A 16,566-nucleotide genomic window follows, 5' to 3' on the forward strand; every position below is an offset into this window, starting at 1 on the left:
CGGCCCGGGTTGGGACGCATGGCCCGTCATCCCGCATATCCTCCGGCCATGCGCGTCGCACTCTTCATCACTTGCGTCAATGACGCGGTGTTCCCGGATACGGGCATCGCGACCGTGAAACTCCTGGAACGGCTGGGGGTCGAGGTGGACTTCCCGGCCGGGCAGACGTGCTGCGGACAGCCGCAGTTCAACACCGGATACCGGCGCGAGTGCGAGCCCCTGGTCCGGCGTACGACGCGGGCCTTCGAGGGGTACGAGTACGTCGTGACCCCCTCGGGCTCCTGCGCGGCCATGGTCCGGCAGCACTATCCGCGGCTCGGCGGCCCGCCGGGCGGGGAACTGGCGGCGCGCACCTACGAGCTCACCGAATTCCTCGTCGACGTGCTCGGCGTGACCGACGTCGGCGCGTACTTCCCGCACGTCGTCACATATCACCCCTCCTGCCATGCTCTGCGGCTGCTCGGCGTCGGGGACCGGCCGCGCCGGCTGCTGGCCGCCGTCAAGGGCCTGGAACTGCGCGAACTGCCCGGCGGTGAGGAATGCTGCGGCTTCGGCGGCACCTTCGCCGTGAAGAACGCCGACGTCTCCGCCGCCATGGGACAGGACAAGGCGACGAGCGCGGTGTCCACCGGGGCCTCGGTCCTGTGCGGCGCGGACAACTCCTGCCTGATGCACATCGGAGGCATTCTGCGCCGCCGAAGGGAGGCGATGCGCACCCTGCACATCGCGGAGATTCTCGCCGGCACGGAAGCGCATCCCCGCACGGGAGAGGAGTCCCTGGCATGAGCGGCACCTATCTCGGGATGCCGTCCTTCCCCGTGGCGGCGAGGGAAGCGGTGCACAACCCCACACTGCGTGCCAATCTGCGGCACGCCACCCACACCATCCGCGACAAGCGGGCACTGGCCGTCGCAGAGCTGGAGGACTTCGCGAAGCTGAGGGAGGCCGGCAAGCAGATCAAGGACCACACGCTGCGTCATCTCGACCGCTACCTCGTCCAGTTGGAGGCCGCGGTCACCGCGGCGGGCGGCTCCGTGCACTGGGCGGCCGACGCCGCCGAGGCCAACCGGATCGTGGCCGATCTCGTCAAGGCCACCGGCGAGCGCGAGGTCGTCAAGGTCAAGTCGATGGCCACCCAGGAGATCGGTCTGAACGAAGCGCTGGAGGCCGAGGGCATCGTGGCGTACGAGACCGATCTTGCCGAACTGATCGTGCAGCTGGGCGACGACCGCCCCTCACACATCCTCGTCCCCGCCATCCACCGCAACCGCGACGAGATCCGCGACATCTTCACCCGCAGGATGGCGGACTGGGGCAGAGGCGCGCCCGACGGACTGACCGACAGCCCGGCCGAGCTCGCCGAGGCTGCCCGGCTGCATCTGCGGGAGAAGTTCCTGCGTGCCAAGGTCGGCGTCTCCGGCACCAACTTCATGGTCGCCGAGACCGGCACCATGGTGGTCCTCGAGTCCGAGGGCAACGGCCGGATGTGCCTGACGCTGCCCGACACGCTCATCTCCGTGGCCGGCATCGAGAAGGTGGTGCCGACCTGGCGGGATCTGGAGGTCTTCCTGCAGACCCTGCCACGCTCCTCGACCGCCGAGCGGATGAACCCGTACACCTCCATGTGGACGGGGACCAGGGACGGCGACGGGCCACGGACCTTCCATCTGGTACTGCTCGACAACGGCCGTACGCGGACACTGGCCGACGACGTCGGCCGGCAGGCCCTGCGCTGCATCCGCTGCTCGGCCTGTCTGAACGTCTGCCCGGTGTACGAGCGCGCCGGCGGCCATGCCTACGGCTCCGTGTACCCCGGCCCGATCGGCGCGATCCTGAGTCCCCAACTGCGCGGCACCGGCAGCGAGATCGACGCCTCGCTGCCTTACGCCTCCACCCTGTGCGGCGCCTGCTACGAGGTGTGCCCGGTCGCCATCGACATCCCCGAGGTGCTCGTCCACCTTCGGGAGAAGGTCGTGGAGCAGGGCGGCAAGGGCCACAGACGGGAGAAGGCCGCGATGAAGGCCGCCACCTGGGTGCTGAACCATCCGGGGGCTCTGGCTGCCGCCGAGCGGGCAGCGTCGAAAACCCGCGGGCTGCACCCGAAGAAGCCGCCCGGCGCGGGCGCGTGGACCGGCACCCGCGAACTCCCGCAGATGCCGGCCACATCCTTCCGTGACTGGTGGAAGAAGAACCGCACATGAGCGAACGTTCCCACCGGGCGAGCTCCCGCGACCGGATCCTCGGCCGCATCCGGGCCGCCGTGGCCGACGCCCCCGCGGCACCGGAAGCCGCCCGCGACTATCTGGAGAGTCACACGCCGCACGACCCGGCCGCGCTGCTCGACCTGCTGCACGAGAACCTCGCGGACTACCGGGCCCATGTCCACCGCGCCTCCGAGGCCGAGGTGCCTGCCCTGATCGCCCGGTTGCTGGCCGGGCGCGGTGCGCGCTCGGTGGCCGTGCCCGACGGACTCCCGCCGGCCTGGCTCGCCGCCGCCGACGTCGAACGGCGGACCGACGAAGTCCCGCTGACTCCGTACGAACTCGATGCGACGGACGCCGTGGTGACCGGCTGCGCGCTGGCGATCGCCGAGACCGGCACGATCGTCCTTGACGCCGGTCCGGGCCAGGGCCGCAGGGCCCTCACCCTCGTACCCGACCTGCACATCTGCGTCGTGCGCGCCCCGGACCAGATCGTCGCCTCCGTTCCGCAGGCCATGCCACGCCTGGACCCGACCCGCCCCCTGACCTGGATCTCCGGTCCGTCGGCCACGAGCGACATCGAACTCGACCGGGTCGAGGGCGTGCACGGCCCGCGCACACTGGAAGTGGTCCTGCTACAGGGTCAGCCGCGGCGCCTGTGACGCCGCGTCCACCGGACCGCTGAGGCCGGCCGCCAGATCGCGCGCCCAGGCGGTCAGACCGGCGACATCGATGGCGTACGGATCGGGGAAGTCCGCGATCCGGTCCGCGCCGCGCCGCAGCAGGCGCGCGCCGCCCGTCGTATTGCCGCGGGCCGCGTGCGTCAGGCCGACCGCGAGCTGGGCGAGGCCCCGCCACAGCTCACGCTCGGTGTCCGGTCCCGACTTCCACGCGTCCTCGAAGACCTCGTGCGCATGGAAGGGCATGCCCGCATCGAGCAGACGCTGCGCCTCGGCCAGCGTCTCGGCCGGAGTGCGCAGCACCCCCTCGGGCTGGCGTTCGACGCCGCTCTCTCCGTACGGCAGGGGGCGGCCCAGTCCGTCGCGCGGGCGGGCATTGTGTGCGCGGCCGTCGGCGTCGCGGTCCCTCGGTGCCTTCTCCACGCCCCGATTGTGCCCCGGACACCGCCCGGCGCGGCGGGCCGGGCGGTGTCCGGCAGCCGAGTGCGGCGCCGGAGCGGACGGTGGGCCGCCCACGTCGCCGCAGTGGTGGGGATCCCCGCCGCAGCGGACGGCCTCCCCGCCCGTTCGGTCCCGTCGCCGCGCCGGCTGGGACCGGTCCCGCCTCACGGCCGGTACCGCCGGCCTGCGGCGCCGGGACGGCCCCGGAGGACCCGTGCTCCAGGTGCGTGCGCGCCCCCGGCCGGGACGGCGCGGTCCCGTCGGGCAGCAGCCCGACGCGGCCGGCCCGGCCGCGACCAGGGTCCTCGTGGCTGCCCGTCAGGTCGGGTGTGCGCACACAGCGTTCGATCCGCCGGCGGGTGTCACACCGGCCACGGCACACCCCGTCCGCCCGCCCCGCGGAGTGGGGTATGGTTCTCTTGCACGTTCGGCCAGGGGGAAGCCCCAGGTCAGACGGGCATCGGGACGTGGCGCAGCTTGGTAGCGCACTTGACTGGGGGTCAAGGGGTCGCAGGTTCAAATCCTGTCGTCCCGACTTTTCGAAGTCGTCGATCAGAGGTCGTGTCGGAACATCCGGCACGGCCTCTTGGTCTTTCCTCCAGGCACCCATTCGTGCGGCCGGCAACGCCGGGAAACTCCGTTCGCCCACGTCAGTGCGGATCGATAGGGTTTATGTGGAACTGCACCCGGACAACGGGAGCGGTCGGCAGGCGGAGCGCCCGACACCCCGGGGTTAGGTCGTTGCGTTGGACACACACGGGTCGACGAGTGATGCGCCGGATCAGCCACTGTCGGCGATCGGGTATGCCGGTGTGCTCCGCGACCTGCTGCCGATCGCGCTGTGGAGGTCCGATGCGGACGGACGCATCGTGGAGTGGTCGCTGGCCGCCCAGGACCTGCTCGGCTATACGCACGAACAGGTGGTGGGCCGGAGCGCGGTCCCCGCTCTGGTGCCCCCCGCCGGCTGGGAGCCGGCCGAGCGGATGAAGCAGAAAGTGCTGGCGGGCGAGGCAGTCGTCGGGACCCTGGCGCTGCGGCACCGCGACGGCCACCTCGTGCCGATGGAGATGTGGGTGGTCCCCTCCGCGGACGTGCAGGGGCACACCGGCATCCTGGCCATCGCGGTGGAGACATCCGCCGTCCGCACGATGAGGGACTCGCTCGCCGCCCTGGAGGGCCTGTTCACCCAGTCACCCATCGGTCTCGCGATCCTCGGCCCCGATCTGAGTTTTGTCCGGGTCAACGACGCGCTGGCGCGGATGAACGGCCTCTCCGCGCCCGAGCACCTCGGCAGACGGCTGTCCGAGGTCGCACCCGGCATCAACGCCACCGTCCTGGAGAGCGTGATGCGGCAGGTCCTGGACTCCGGGGAGGCGGTGGTGGACGTCCGCCGTACCGGTCGCACCCCCGCCGATCCCGACCAGGAGCGGACGTGGTCCTGCTCCTACGCGCCGCTGCTCGACAGCGCCGGCCGCCGGCTCGGCCTGATCGCCTCCGTGATCGACATCTCCGCGACGGAGCGGGCACAGGCCGAGGTGGGGCGGGCGCGCCAGCGCTTCGCCTTCCTGGCCGAGGCCGGTGCGCGGATCGGGACCACGCTGGACCTGCGGCACACCGCCGAGGAGGTGGTGCAGGTCCTTGTCCCCCAGCTGGCCGACTCCGCCGACGTCCAACTGCTGGAGGAAGTACTCGGCCCCGACGAGGCAACCGCGTCCAGCCACGGCGTTGTCCGGCGGCTGGCCGCCGCCTTCCCCGACCCCACCCCACAGCTGGCGGTCGGCATGACCTTCCAGATCCCGCTGGGCTCGGTGTACGAGCAGGTCATCACCGACGGACGCCCCATGAACCTCTATCTGTCCGACATCCCGCAGCTGATCACCGATCCGCGCGCCGACCGACTGCGCACGTACCTCAGCACGCGGTTCGGCTGCGCGCGGCTGATCCCTCTGGTCGCGCGCGGTACGGTGCTCGGCGCCGTAGTGGTGACCCGGGTCCGCGGCCGTGAGCGGTTCGACGAGCAGGACTGTGTGCTCATGGACGAGCTGGTCTCCCGTGCTGCGCTGAACATCGACAACGCGCGCATGTTCACCGGCCAGCGGGAGGCCGCCCTCACACTCCAGCGCAGCCTGACGAACACCGCGCTGCCCGACGTGGCGGGGCTCGAGCTCACCGGGAGATATCTGCCTGCCAGTGACCACGAGGTCGGCGGGGACTGGTACGACGTCATCGCCCTGCCCGACGGCACCACCGGGCTGGTCATCGGCGATGTCATGGGACATGGCATCCACGCGGCGGCCGTCATGGGGCAGCTGCGCACGGTGGTACGCACACTGGCCCGGCACAGCATGCCCCCGGCCGAGCTTCTCCGCTCCCTCGACTCCGCCGTGGCCGACCTGGGCGAGAACGAGATGGCGACCTGCGTCTACGCGGTCCACGACCCGGCGGCCGAGGGCTGTCTGATCGCCCGGGCGGGGCATCCGCCCCCGGCCGTGGCCCACGCCCGAGGGACGATCACGTTCCTCGACGGGCCTTCCGGTACGCCGCTGGGTGCGGGAGGGCAGGACTTCCCGACCGAGAAGGTGCCGCTGCCCCCTGGGAGCCTCCTGGTGCTGTACACCGATGGTCTCATCGAGGCCCGCGACAGGGATCTCGACCAGGGCATGGAACAGCTGGCCCGGGCACTGCGCGACTTCGACCGCCCGCTGGACGAGATCTGCGACCACGTCCTCGACCGGTTGCTGCCCACCGAAGCGCAGGACGACGTGGCGATGCTTCTCGCCCGGACCCGGCACCCGCACCGTTCCGCGGCCGGCACCCCGCCGGCTCGGCGCGGTCCTGCCGGCCATGAGGTGGGGAGGGGGTGGTAGCTGTGGACACACCGGTGACGACATTCAGCGAGGGGCCCGAGGATCCGTTCGCGCTGAGCCGTGCGGCGAGCGTGGTGCTGGACGACCGCGGAGACATCGTCGGCTGGAGCGAGCGGGCAGAGGCACTGCTCGGCTATCCGTCCGGTGAGGTGCTCGGGAAGTCGGCGGCCGCCCTCTTGGTCGACCCACGCGACCGGGAGGTGGTGCTGGAGGCGGTCACGGACTGCCTGCACGGCCGGGGATGGTTCGGGGTCGTGCCGGTGCGGCACAGCAGCGGCCGCCGGGTGGAACTGGGCTGCCGGGCCCGGATCATCCTGCGGGAAGACTCCGGCGTCGAGTGGTTCCTGGTGGCCGCGCCCGCCGCGGAGGTGATCCAGTGGGAGACGGACCGGGCGGTCCTCGACGGACTCTTCCGCCGTTCCCCGATCGGCCTGTCCGTCCATGCCCCGGACATGAGCATCCTGCGGGTGAACCGGGCGATCGCGAGATTCAGCGAGCTGTCCGTCGAGGAGCATCGAGGTCTCCACACCAGTGACTTCCTGGTCCAGCAGGACACCGACACGGTCGAACGCCAGATGCGGGAGGTTCTCGAGACGGGCCGGTCCACGATCTTCGCCGAGCAGCCGGCCCGGCTGCGCCACGATCCCAGCCATGAGTTGTTCGTGTCGGTGTCGGCGTTCCGGATCCAGGACTCGGCGGGCCGGATCCTCGGCGTGACGCAGACGGTCGAGGACGTGACGGAGAGATACCGGGCCCGGCGCCGGCTGGCCCTGCTCAACGAGGCAAGCGCCCGCATCGGCACCACGCTGGACGTCGCGCGGACGGCACGCGAGCTGGCTGAAGTCGCGGTCCCCGAACTCGCCGACTGCGTCTCCGTGGACCTGCTGGAGCCGGTGACCCGCGGTGAGGAGCCCAGCCAGGAGATGCTCGGCACCGTGCGTCGCGCGGCGATCCGCAGCATCCTGCCGGGCCAGTCGGAGATCATGTACCCGGTCGGCCACACGATCCACATCCCGCCGGAGTCCCTCCAGGCCCAGTGCATGGCCGAGCGGAGGCCGGTCCTCGACGCCGACCAGAAAGGGCTGACCAAGTGGCTCGCCGGCGACCCGGAGCGGGCCGCGCGTATCGGCGAGGCCCTGGGTACCCCGTCGCTGGTGGTGGTGCCGTTGATCGCACGCGGACTGGTGCTGGGACTGCTGAGCCTGTGGCGGTGGCACCGGCGGGACCCGTTCGAGGAGGACGATCTCACCCTCGCCGCGGAATTCGCCTCCCGGGCCGCGGTCTGCATCGACAACGCACGCCGATACACCCAGCAGCACGACGCGGCGCTGACCCTGCAGCACAGCCTGCTCCCGCACGACGTGCCCAGGCACCCCGCCGTCGACGTCGCCCACCGCTATCTGCCGGCCGACGCCGAGGCCGGTGTCGGCGGCGACTGGTTCGACATCATCCCGCTCTCGGGGCTGCGCGTCGCCCTCGTCGTCGGGGACGTGGTCGGGCACGGCATCCACGCTGCGGCGACCATGGGCCGGCTGCGCACCGCCGTACACACCCTGGCCAACCTCGATCTCGCACCCGACGAGGTGCTGTCCCATCTCGACGATCTCGTGGACCGCCTGGCCGCCGAGCAGCCCGCGGACGACGAGCGCGTCCCGCAGGTCGTCGGCGCCACCTGCCTGTACGCGGTGTACGACCCGGTCTCGCGGCAATGTGCGCTGGCCCGTGCAGGGCATCCGCCGCCGGTGATGGTCACCACGGACGGACAGGCGCAGCTCGTCGACGTACCCGCGGGGCCGCCCCTGGGCCTGGGCGGCCTGCCGTTCGAGGCGGCCGAGATCACGCTGGACGAGGGCACCCTGCTGGCGCTCTACACCGACGGTCTGATCCAGGGCCGTAAGCGGGACGTCGACGAGAGCCTGGCGGATCTGTGCGCTGCCCTGGCCCTGCCCGCCGACTCGCTCGAGGAGACCTGCCGGACGGTGGGGAGCGCGCTGCTGCACGACCGGCCGGCGGAGAACGGCGTCGCCGACGACGTGGCGCTGCTCGTCGCGCGCAGCCGGGTGCTGGCGGGGGAGCAGGTGGCCGTGTGGGAGCTGGCCGTCGACGTGACCGCCGCCGCCAAGGCCCGGGCCCTGGCCACGGCCCAGCTGGCCGAGTGGGGTCTGGAGGAGATGGCCTTCACCACCGAGCTGATCGTCAGTGAGCTGGTCACCAATGCCTACCGTTACGGCGGCGGGTACATCGGGCTGCGGCTCATCCGTGACCGGCACCTCATCTGCGAGGTGTCCGACGCGGGCAGCTCCTCGCCGCACCTGCGGCGCGCGCGTACGACCGACGAGGGCGGCCGCGGACTCTTCCTCGTGGCCCAGCTCACCGAGCGGTGGGGCACCCGTTACTCGCGCGACGGCAAGACCATCTGGACCGAACAGCCGCTGACGCCGGCGCCGGAGCCGTGAACACGCTCACCGGGTGCCACTCAGGCCGTGCCTTCCTTGTTCGCCTTCAGCTTGTGCCACACGGTGCTGAGGGCTTCCAGGTCCTCCTCGTCCAGGAGGTCGGTGAAGACCGGGGCCAGGCTCGCTCTGCGCGTGGCATCGGCCTCGGCGAACAGCTCACGGCCCGCGGCCGTGAGGGCGACCTCGACGGAGCGGGCGTCCCGTGCGGACGGGGTACGGGTGACCAGGCCGCGTCCCTGGAGCGCGTCCACGACCCGGGACACCTGGCTGCGGCTCAGCATCGTGCTGTTGCCGAGGACGGAGGCGGGGACCGGGTCCGGGCTGGAGGCCAGCCAGAGCATGACCTCGAACCACGAGACGGGCAGGTCGTGGGCCTTGCTCAGGGCGCGGTCAACCCGTTCGGTGAGGACGGTGCCGGCCCAGACCAGCCCGTAGAAGGCGTGGTCGGCGACGGGCATCTCCGCCTGGTTGAGCTTCCTCTTCTTCATGATCCGAGTCTACCGGTTGCGTGTGCACGCACATAATGGTTATGGTGTGTGTACACGCACCTAATCGTGTTCCTCCCCGACGAAGGGCCCACATCATGTCTTCCAAGGTTGTTCTGATCACCGGTACCTCCTCCGGCATCGGCCTTGCCGCCGCCGTCGCCGCGGCCCGGGCCGGCTGGCGCACCGTCGCGACCCTGCGTGACACCGGCCGTGCCGACGCACTGCGCAAGGCGGCAGCGGAGGCCGGCGTCGAGCTCGACATCCGGCAGCTGGACGTGACCGACGAGGCCTCCGTCACCGCCGCGATCGACGGCGTGATCGCCGACCACGGCCGCCTCGACGCCGTCGTCAACAACGCAGGCGCGGGCCACCTCGGCACGCTGGAGAACGAGTCCGTCGCCGACGTGCGTCAGGTCATGGAGGTCAACTTCTTCGGAGTGCTCCATGTCTCGAAGGCGGCGCTGCCCCATCTGCGCGCCTCCGGCGGCCGTCTGATCACCGTCACCAGCGTCGGTGGCATCATCGGGCAGCCGTTCAACGAGGCCTACTGCGCCGCCAAGTTCGCCGTCGAGGGCTACATGGAAAGCCTCGCGCCGGTCGCCGCGAAGCTCGGCGTGAGCGTCAGTGTCGTCGAACCCGGCGCCGTGGCCACCGAGTTCGTCAACAACCTCGGGGTCGACCTGGAGTCCGAGATCGCCGCCGCAGGGCCGTACGCCGAGGCGCTGCGGGCCTATGTCGACCGCACCGTCTCGCAGTTCCTCACCGGAGCGCAGACCCCGGACGAGGCCGCCGTGTCGGTGCTGGAGACGCTCACCGCGGAGCGGCCCGCGTTCCGCGTCCAGACGTCCGAGTGGGCCCGTGGTTTCACCGGCACCAAGCTCGCCGACCTGGACGGCTCGGCGGTGCTCGGCCTCACCGGTGGATGGCTGGGCTGACCGCCGAACCGCGCCCTGTGGCGGTCAGCCGGGCGGCGGACCGTCCGGCACCGCCGCAGGCGGCCGGCTGCCCGGCCACGAGCTCAGGGCGGTGGCCAGCTGGGCCCGTGAACGGACGTCCAGTTTCTGGTAGATACGGGTGAGGCGCGCCTCGACCGTCTTCACGCTCAGATACAGCTTGGCCGCGGCCTCCTGGTTGCTGGCACCCTGGCCGACCAGCCCGGCCAGCCGGAGCTCCGCATCCGTGAGCGTGGACAGGGCACCGCCGCCGCGGGCTGCTCCCGTGGCCGGGGCGGGCTCAGCGGCCCCGGAGAGGGTCTCCGTGGCCAGCGCCAGCCAGGGCGTCGCACCTACCCGTTCGAAGGCGCCCGCCGCGGCCTGCAGCGCACTCTGGGCCGCCGACCGCCGCCGCCGGCGGCGCTCCACGCGGGCGAGCGCGATCAGCGCGCGGCCGTGCTCCAGTGGCAGCCCGGCCGCCGCGAACTGCTCGGCGGCGCGCATGAGCAGCTCCGCCGCCTCGTCGGACCTGCCGCTCGCCGCCAGATACAGCGCGTAGGCCCGGTCGCAGCCGAGGAGCACCGTCGTACGGCCGAGGCGCCGGGCGACCGGTCGTACTTCGGCGATGAGATCCGCGGCCTCCTCCAGGGCGTCGTTCGCGAGCAGCGCCTCGGCGAGCTCCTCGTGCCAGCGCAGCATCGACGGATCGACCGTCGACTGGGCGCGTTCACTGGCCTGGACCCGCCGCAGGGTCTCCAGTGCGCCCGCCACGTCCCCCGTGACGAGCTGGACGCGGCCCAGCGCGTACAGGCTGCGCGACAGGAAGACATGGTCGCCCTCCTCTTCCGACGCCTGCACGCTGCGCCGCGCATAGCTCGCAGCCCGTGCGAAGCTGCCACCCGCGGTCTCCGCGAGCGCCAGCGCGTACCAGGCAGGGCCGGGCGAGAGCCCCGCTTCCAGGGTGAGGGCGAGGGACCGTCCGGCATGGGGGATCGCGGCCGCGCAGGGGCCCTGCCGGGCCTCGACCTCGGCGAGCGTACGGAACAGCTCGATGGCGTCCTCGACCGGGCCGCGGCGTTCCACCAGCGGCAGCAGGGCGTTGAGCTGGTCGCGGGCGTCGGTGAGCCGGTCGTCGAACAGGGCATGACGGATCGTCAGAATCTGTGCGGCGTTGCGGATTCCCTGCGGACGCTCCGCCAGCTCCAGGGCACGTGCCCTGGCGAGCACCCGCTCCGACTCCGGCGAGCCCAGCACGCGGTCCATGCGTGCCTGGACGGTCAGCGCCTTGGCCGCCGTCGTCCGGTCGCCCACCGACCCCGCCAGCACCGCCGATTCGACCGCGGCGCCCCGGGACCGTACGGGATCGCCGTCGGCGAGCACGTACTTGACCGCCAGCCGCAGCTGGACGGCGGCCCGCATCGCCGTATCGCCCTCGGAGTCCTCCATGGCGTGCACATAGATCTCGTCGAGATCGCCGAGTCCCTGCCCCGCCGTGTCGAGCACCGCGAGCCGCGCCCGCACCCGGTCGCGGGGCTCGGCGTCCCGGGCCAGCAGGTCGCCGGCGGCGCGCACCGCCAGATCGGCGCGGGCCGCGCGGGCGGCCTCCTCGGCGGCGTCGGCGAGCCGGGAGATCCGCCGTGCACCCTGTTCCACGGGCGTGGACTCGGCGGCGAGCAGGGCGAGTTCGGCGGCCAGCGGGCTGTTGCCCCGGCGCCGCGCGGTGTCGGCGGCCGCCGCGACCTGCGCGGCGAGCGACTCGTCCGGGACGTCCGTGGCCAGCGCCCGGTGCCGCACCGCCGCGACGGGGTCGTCGACGACGCGGGCGAGCGCCGCGTGCCCGGAGCTGCGCGCCGTCCAGCACGCGTCGTGCACCAGCGTCGACGCCAGTACACCCGCCGTGAACGCGACGGTCCCGTCCTCCGTGAGCGAGATGAGATGCGCCCGCTCGGCCGCCGCCAGGTCCGCCTCGGCGGTCGGCCGGCCGGCCCGTCTGATCAGGGAGGCACTCGGCCGCAGCGCGAGCGCCGCCAGCAGCAGGGTGCTGCGCGCCTCGGGGGAGACGACACCGAGCAGCTGCCGGGCCAGGTCACGCGCGCGGCCGGACAGCGACAGCGCCTCGGCGTGGTGCACGGGTGTGCGGGCGTCGGCGAGGGACCGGCCGACCGCGAGCGCGAGACGCGGGTTGCCGCCGCTCGCCTTGTGGATGCGGCCGGCCATCCGGGACGGCAGCCGGTGGTGGAAGAGGAGCTCCGCGATCTCGTCGGCCTGGAGCGGTGGCACGGACAGGACGTCGGCCTCGGACGGCACCCACAGGGGCTCCGGGCCGCTGCCCGGTGCGGCCCGCACGTCGGCGGCGAAGGCCGCGGGCGTCTCGAGGGCGATGACCCGCAGTGCGGCCGGCGCGAGGTGCAGCGCGAAGCGCAGCAGGTCCGCGCTGTCGGAGTCGATGCAGTGGACGCCGTCGACGACCAGGAGGACAGGGCCGCGTGAGGTCAGGGTCTGCAGGATCCGGGCGAGCGCGAGCCGCAGGGCGACGGGGTCCCAGCCGTCGTCGGGGACCGGCGCCTCGCGGCACAGCATGGCGAGAGCCGACCGCTGCGGCCCGGGAAGTCCCTCGAGGACGTCGAGGGCGGGTGAGGAGCCGGACACGCCCGGCGACGGCCATGCCATGGACGCGGCGATGGAGGCGACCATCGCGGCCGCGGCCGCGCCGGGTATCTCCCGGTCCGCAGGGAGTGCGGGGAGCCACAGCACGGTCTCGCCGAGGGACTCCGCACCGGAGGCGACGGCCAGGGCGATCTCGGTCTTGCCGACCCCGGCGGGCCCGGTGAGCAGGGCCCGTCCACGGGTGTGCAGGACGCGTTCGAGCCGCGCGATGAGCTCTGCCCGTCCGACGGGCGCAGGGCGGTTTGCCGCTGACGTCACGAACCCACCACCACCTTCCGGCGTGCGCGGGCCCCCTGCCCGTTCGAGCAGAGAATACGAACCCTGTCGCCCCAGTCCAGGCCCGGTGTCCGGCATACGGACAGACGGTGCCCGGACAGTGCCGCGGGCGCGCCCCCGGCATATGCCGGAAACGCGCCCTTGACCTGCGGAGATGCCCTTGAGCCAGTGGCTCAGAAGGTGAGACTCCAGGAGTCGATGTAGCCGGTGTCACCCGAGGCCACATCGCGGACCTGAAGCTTCCAGGTGCCGTTCGCGACCTCGCTGGAGGCGTCGACCGTGTACGTCGCAAGGACGTTGTCGGCGCTGTCCGAGCCGGAGGAGGCCTTGAGGCTCCGGACGGTTCCGTCCGGGGCGATCAGGTCGATGGCCAGGTCGCCGCGCCAGGTGTGCTTGATGTCCACGTCGACCTTGAGGGCGGCGGGGGCGTTCCCGGTGCGGCCGGTGACGGCGATCGACGACGACACGGTCGAGTTGTCATCGATCGTGACATTTGCCGAGTTGGTGAACGTGGCACCGCCCGGGGTCCCGGTGACGGCGTTCACGGTCTTCGTGGCGTCGGCGATGCCGGTGCCGCAGCCGCCGGTGCAGGTGCCCGGCAGCGCACGGGCGTTGGCCTTGATCGCGGACTCGATGTCGGCCGGGGTCAGGGCCGGCTTGGCCGACTCCAGCAGTGCGGCGAGGCCCGCGATGTGCGGCGCGGCCATCGAAGTGCCCTGGTAGGGCTTGTAGTTCTCGGCCGACTGGGTGGTGGTGCCCGAGTTCAGCGTGGAGAGGATGCCGTTCTCGGGGGTGGTGACGGTGCCGGGCGTGTCGGTGGCGCGACGGGTCTCGCCACCGGGTGCGGCGACATCCACGATGCTGCCGAAGTTGGAGTAGAACGAGCGGTTGCCCTCGCGGCTGGTGGACGCCACGTTGATGATGTTGGCGCAGTTGGCGGGCGTGAAGCCGGACGCGTTGGCGTTGCTGTTGCCCGCGGCGACCACGACGGTGGTGCCGCGGGAGACGGCGCCGTTGATGGCGTTCTGGTAGACGCTCGGGCAGGTGGCGCTGGCGCCGCCCAGGCTCAGGTTGATGACCTTCGCCGGGGTCGCGTTGGCGGGGACGCCGGGGACACTGCCGCCGGACGCCCAGGTGATGGCGTCGGCGATGTCGGCGGAGGAGCCGCCGCACTTGCCGAGCACCCGCACGGGCTGGATCTTCGCGTTGTACGCGATGCCCGCGACGCCCTTGCTGTTGCCGGCCGTCGCCGCGATGGTGCCCGCCACGTGCGTGCCGTGCCAGGAGGAGTTGCCCGCCTTGGAACCGGTGCCGCATTCGCCGTCGGTGGCGTTCCAGTCGCCCTCGTCCTTGGCGTTGCTGTCACGGCCGTTGCCGTCACGGGCGTCCGCGGAGGTGGAGATGAAGTCGTAACCGGACACGACATTGGTGGCCAGGTCCGAGTGGGTGGCGTAACCGGTGTCGATGACGGCGACGGTCACGCCGCTGCCGGTGGTCTTGTCCCAGGCGCCCGGGACGTTCATGCCGCCGGTGGCCTCGAACAGGTCCCACTGCTTGGTGTACTCGGTGTCGTTCGGGGTGACCGCCATCGCGTAGGCGCGGATGTCGGGCTCCACGGACGCGACCTGCGGGTCGGCGCGGAAGGCGTCCATGACCTCTGCGACGTCCTTCTTGGACGCGTCCTTGCCGAGGTCGACCAGGGCGGCGCCGCCGGCGAGACGGCGCTCGAAGGACAGGTTCTCGCCCGTCTCGGAGCCCTTGTCCGCGGCGTCGGATGTGGCGGCGGCGTTCGAACTGGCCTCGGCGGCCTTGGACTTGTAGGTGACGATGACCTTCTCGACCGGCGCGGCCGGCAGCTTGGTCATGGCCTGGGAAGCCGGGGCAGGCTTCGGAGAGGGCTCCGCCGGGCCGGCGGCAAGCGCCACGGAGGAGGTGGCAGCGGCGCCGGCGATCGTGGCGCTCACGGCCGCGACGGCTATGAGTCTCCGTCTGGAACCTTTCAAGGTGTTCCCTTTCCAATGACGGTGCGGAGCGCGGGCGGGCGGCGCGGGATGTGAACCGCGTTGCGGTGTGGGGGGTGCGACCGCGGTACCCCTGGGCCGGGGCCGCCCGCGCGCCGCCGCCGGCGCGACAGCCCCTGGTCAAGGGCTGTCACCGGCGGACTCCGATCTGCATGCACCTGACATCGGCCAGGTGGAGTACGGAATCTGCCGGTGCGGCAGACAGTAGGGAACGGCGAGATGAAGCCGATACGGGGAAAACCCTTGTCACCCCCGCGCGGCCCCGAGGGCGGCTGATTTCGGGACTCCGGGGTGAAGCGGTTGAATGGGGGAGAATCTGAGCGAATCATTCACGCCGATTTCCGCAGGTCTCGATGGACGTCCTGGCGCTGATCGGACGCATCCTGTTCGTGCTGCTCTTCCTGGGCTCAGGCGTTGCCACTTCGCGCAGACCAAGGCGATGGCGGGGTACGCGGCCTGCCCGCCCCGGTGCCGGCGACACCCGCCGGCGGAGTGGTGCTCCTGGCCGGCGGGCCGAGCGTGCTGCTCGGCATCCGGCCCGACCTCGGTCCCTGCTGCCGGCGGTCTTCCTGTTCCCCACCGCGTTCCTGATGCACGCCTTCTGGAAGAGACCGAGCCTCAGGCGCGCCAGACGGAGCAGACGGCATTCCTGAAGGACGTGTCGCCGGGCGGCGCCGCGCCGATGCTGCTCGCGTCCTTCAGCCTGACCGGCGACGAGCTCGGACTCACCGTCACCGGACCGCTCTTCGGCATCGACCGACGTCTCCCGGGGGGCGCTGTCCGAATATCGCCGGGAGCGGCCCCATCGTCTCGGTGGCGGCCATGCCGCCACCCCTGAGCCCCGGCAGGTGATGAAGCCCGGCGGCAGGCGGCCCGTACACGGGAGGACCGGGCGGCCCGGCTCCTCGTCGTGGACGTCCGGACGGAGCCTGCGCGCCAGGACATCGAGGATGCGTACAGCTCGGCCGCGCCCACGGTCCACACGAACCGGTGGCGCCCGCCTCGGGTGACGGCGTCAGGCGATGCAGGCCGAAACGATCGCGGACACCGCGAGGTTGCAGGACGCGGTCACCCACACCGCCGGGTGCGGCTCGGTCTCGACCAGCGTGGCACCGAGTTTGCCCGGAGTGACCAGATCGACGATCAGGAACGCCACCGCCATCATCACCAGGCCCAGCACGCCGAACGCGGCGGTGGAGACAAGCCCCTTGGCGAAACTGTCGTACGTCGTCCAGATCGAGGTGAAGACGATCCCCCCGATGCCGAGGAGCGCCGAGCTCAGCAGCACCGCCGCGTTGCGGTTGCGCTCCTCCCAGATCTGCCGCCCCAGCTTCCCGGGGGTGAGCAGGTCGACAAGCACGATGCCGAGGATGAGGAGGACCACACCGAGGGCGCCGTACGCGCTCGCGCGGCCAAGTCCACTGACTATGTCGCTCATTGAGGGGCACGTCTCCGTATCGAAAAGATCTTGCTGGTCAAGGGCGCGCAAAATCTACCGCAAACATCCGGCCACCCCCGCGCCCCCTGCCTCACCCGT

The 16,566-nt window shown here is 71.9% G+C and carries 11 protein-coding genes and 1 tRNA gene; 7 read left to right on the forward strand and 5 right to left on the reverse strand.

The window, feature by feature from the left end; genetic code table 11:
* Positions 1-48: 48 nt before the first annotated feature.
* The 3 genes from ABZ208_RS01990 to ABZ208_RS02000 are packed head-to-tail and all read left to right on the forward strand — an operon-like array spanning position 49 to position 2,863.
* Positions 49-786, forward strand: a complete 738-nt coding sequence (locus tag ABZ208_RS01990) for a (Fe-S)-binding protein (protein ID WP_356907617.1) — start codon at positions 49-51, stop codon at positions 784-786.
* Positions 783-2,201: a LutB/LldF family L-lactate oxidation iron-sulfur protein gene (locus ABZ208_RS01995; protein WP_356907618.1), complete on the forward strand. Its 1,419-nt coding sequence runs from the start codon at positions 783-785 to the stop codon at positions 2,199-2,201. The genes ABZ208_RS01990 and ABZ208_RS01995 overlap by 4 nt, the downstream gene beginning before the upstream one ends.
* Positions 2,198-2,863, forward strand: a complete 666-nt coding sequence (locus tag ABZ208_RS02000) for an LUD domain-containing protein (RefSeq protein ID WP_356907619.1) — start codon at positions 2,198-2,200, stop codon at positions 2,861-2,863. Before ABZ208_RS01995 ends, ABZ208_RS02000 begins: the two co-directional genes overlap by 4 nt.
* On the opposite strand, the gene ABZ208_RS02005 is transcribed toward ABZ208_RS02000, so the two are convergent.
* Positions 2,837-3,304 (reverse strand): DUF309 domain-containing protein, encoded by a 468-nt coding sequence (locus tag ABZ208_RS02005; protein ID WP_356907620.1) that lies wholly within the window; start codon positions 3,302-3,304, stop codon positions 2,837-2,839. The two genes, ABZ208_RS02000 and ABZ208_RS02005, sit on opposite strands and share 27 nt — an antisense overlap.
* Positions 3,305-3,783: 479 nt before the next feature.
* On the opposite strand from ABZ208_RS02005, the gene ABZ208_RS02010 reads away from it, so the two are divergent.
* The 3 genes from ABZ208_RS02010 (at position 3,784) to ABZ208_RS02020 (ending at position 8,645) form a co-directional block, all read left to right on the forward strand.
* Positions 3,784-3,857, forward strand: a tRNA-Pro gene (locus ABZ208_RS02010).
* A gap of 211 nt (positions 3,858-4,068) precedes the next feature.
* Positions 4,069-6,189 carry a SpoIIE family protein phosphatase gene (locus tag ABZ208_RS02015; protein ID WP_356907621.1) on the forward strand — a complete coding sequence of 707 codons (2,121 nt, stop codon included), beginning with the start codon at positions 4,069-4,071 and terminating at the stop codon, positions 6,187-6,189.
* A 2-nt stretch (positions 6,190-6,191) separates the two neighbouring features.
* Complete coding sequence (locus tag ABZ208_RS02020; RefSeq protein WP_356907747.1) at positions 6,192-8,645, forward strand: SpoIIE family protein phosphatase; 2,454 nt, start codon at positions 6,192-6,194, stop codon at positions 8,643-8,645.
* A gap of 20 nt (positions 8,646-8,665) precedes the next feature.
* Here the strand turns inward: ABZ208_RS02020 and ABZ208_RS02025 are convergent, their stop codons facing one another.
* Positions 8,666-9,133, reverse strand: a complete 468-nt coding sequence (locus ABZ208_RS02025) for a MarR family winged helix-turn-helix transcriptional regulator (protein WP_356907622.1) — start codon at positions 9,131-9,133, stop codon at positions 8,666-8,668.
* Positions 9,134-9,228: 95 nt separating this feature from the next.
* Here ABZ208_RS02025 and ABZ208_RS02030 point away from each other — a divergent pair, with 95 nt between their 5' ends.
* Complete coding sequence (locus tag ABZ208_RS02030) at positions 9,229-10,068, forward strand: SDR family oxidoreductase (protein WP_356907623.1); 840 nt, start codon at positions 9,229-9,231, stop codon at positions 10,066-10,068.
* A 24-nt stretch (positions 10,069-10,092) separates the two neighbouring features.
* On the opposite strand, the gene ABZ208_RS02035 is transcribed toward ABZ208_RS02030, so the two are convergent.
* The 3 genes from ABZ208_RS02035 to ABZ208_RS02045 form a co-directional block, all read right to left on the reverse strand.
* Positions 10,093-12,990, reverse strand: a complete 2,898-nt coding sequence (locus tag ABZ208_RS02035; protein WP_356907624.1) for an AAA family ATPase — start codon at positions 12,988-12,990, stop codon at positions 10,093-10,095.
* 191 nt (positions 12,991-13,181) lie between these two features.
* Positions 13,182-14,873 (reverse strand): S8 family serine peptidase, encoded by a 1,692-nt coding sequence (locus tag ABZ208_RS02040; protein ID WP_356907748.1) that lies wholly within the window; start codon positions 14,871-14,873, stop codon positions 13,182-13,184.
* A gap of 1,171 nt (positions 14,874-16,044) precedes the next feature.
* Complete coding sequence (locus ABZ208_RS02045) at positions 16,045-16,467, reverse strand: DUF350 domain-containing protein (protein ID WP_356907625.1); 423 nt, start codon at positions 16,465-16,467, stop codon at positions 16,045-16,047.
* Between the last annotated feature and the right edge of the window lie 99 nt (positions 16,468-16,566).

This window comes from Streptomyces sp. NPDC006208, from assembly GCF_040613775.1.
Classification (GTDB): domain Bacteria; phylum Actinomycetota; class Actinomycetes; order Streptomycetales; family Streptomycetaceae; genus Streptomyces.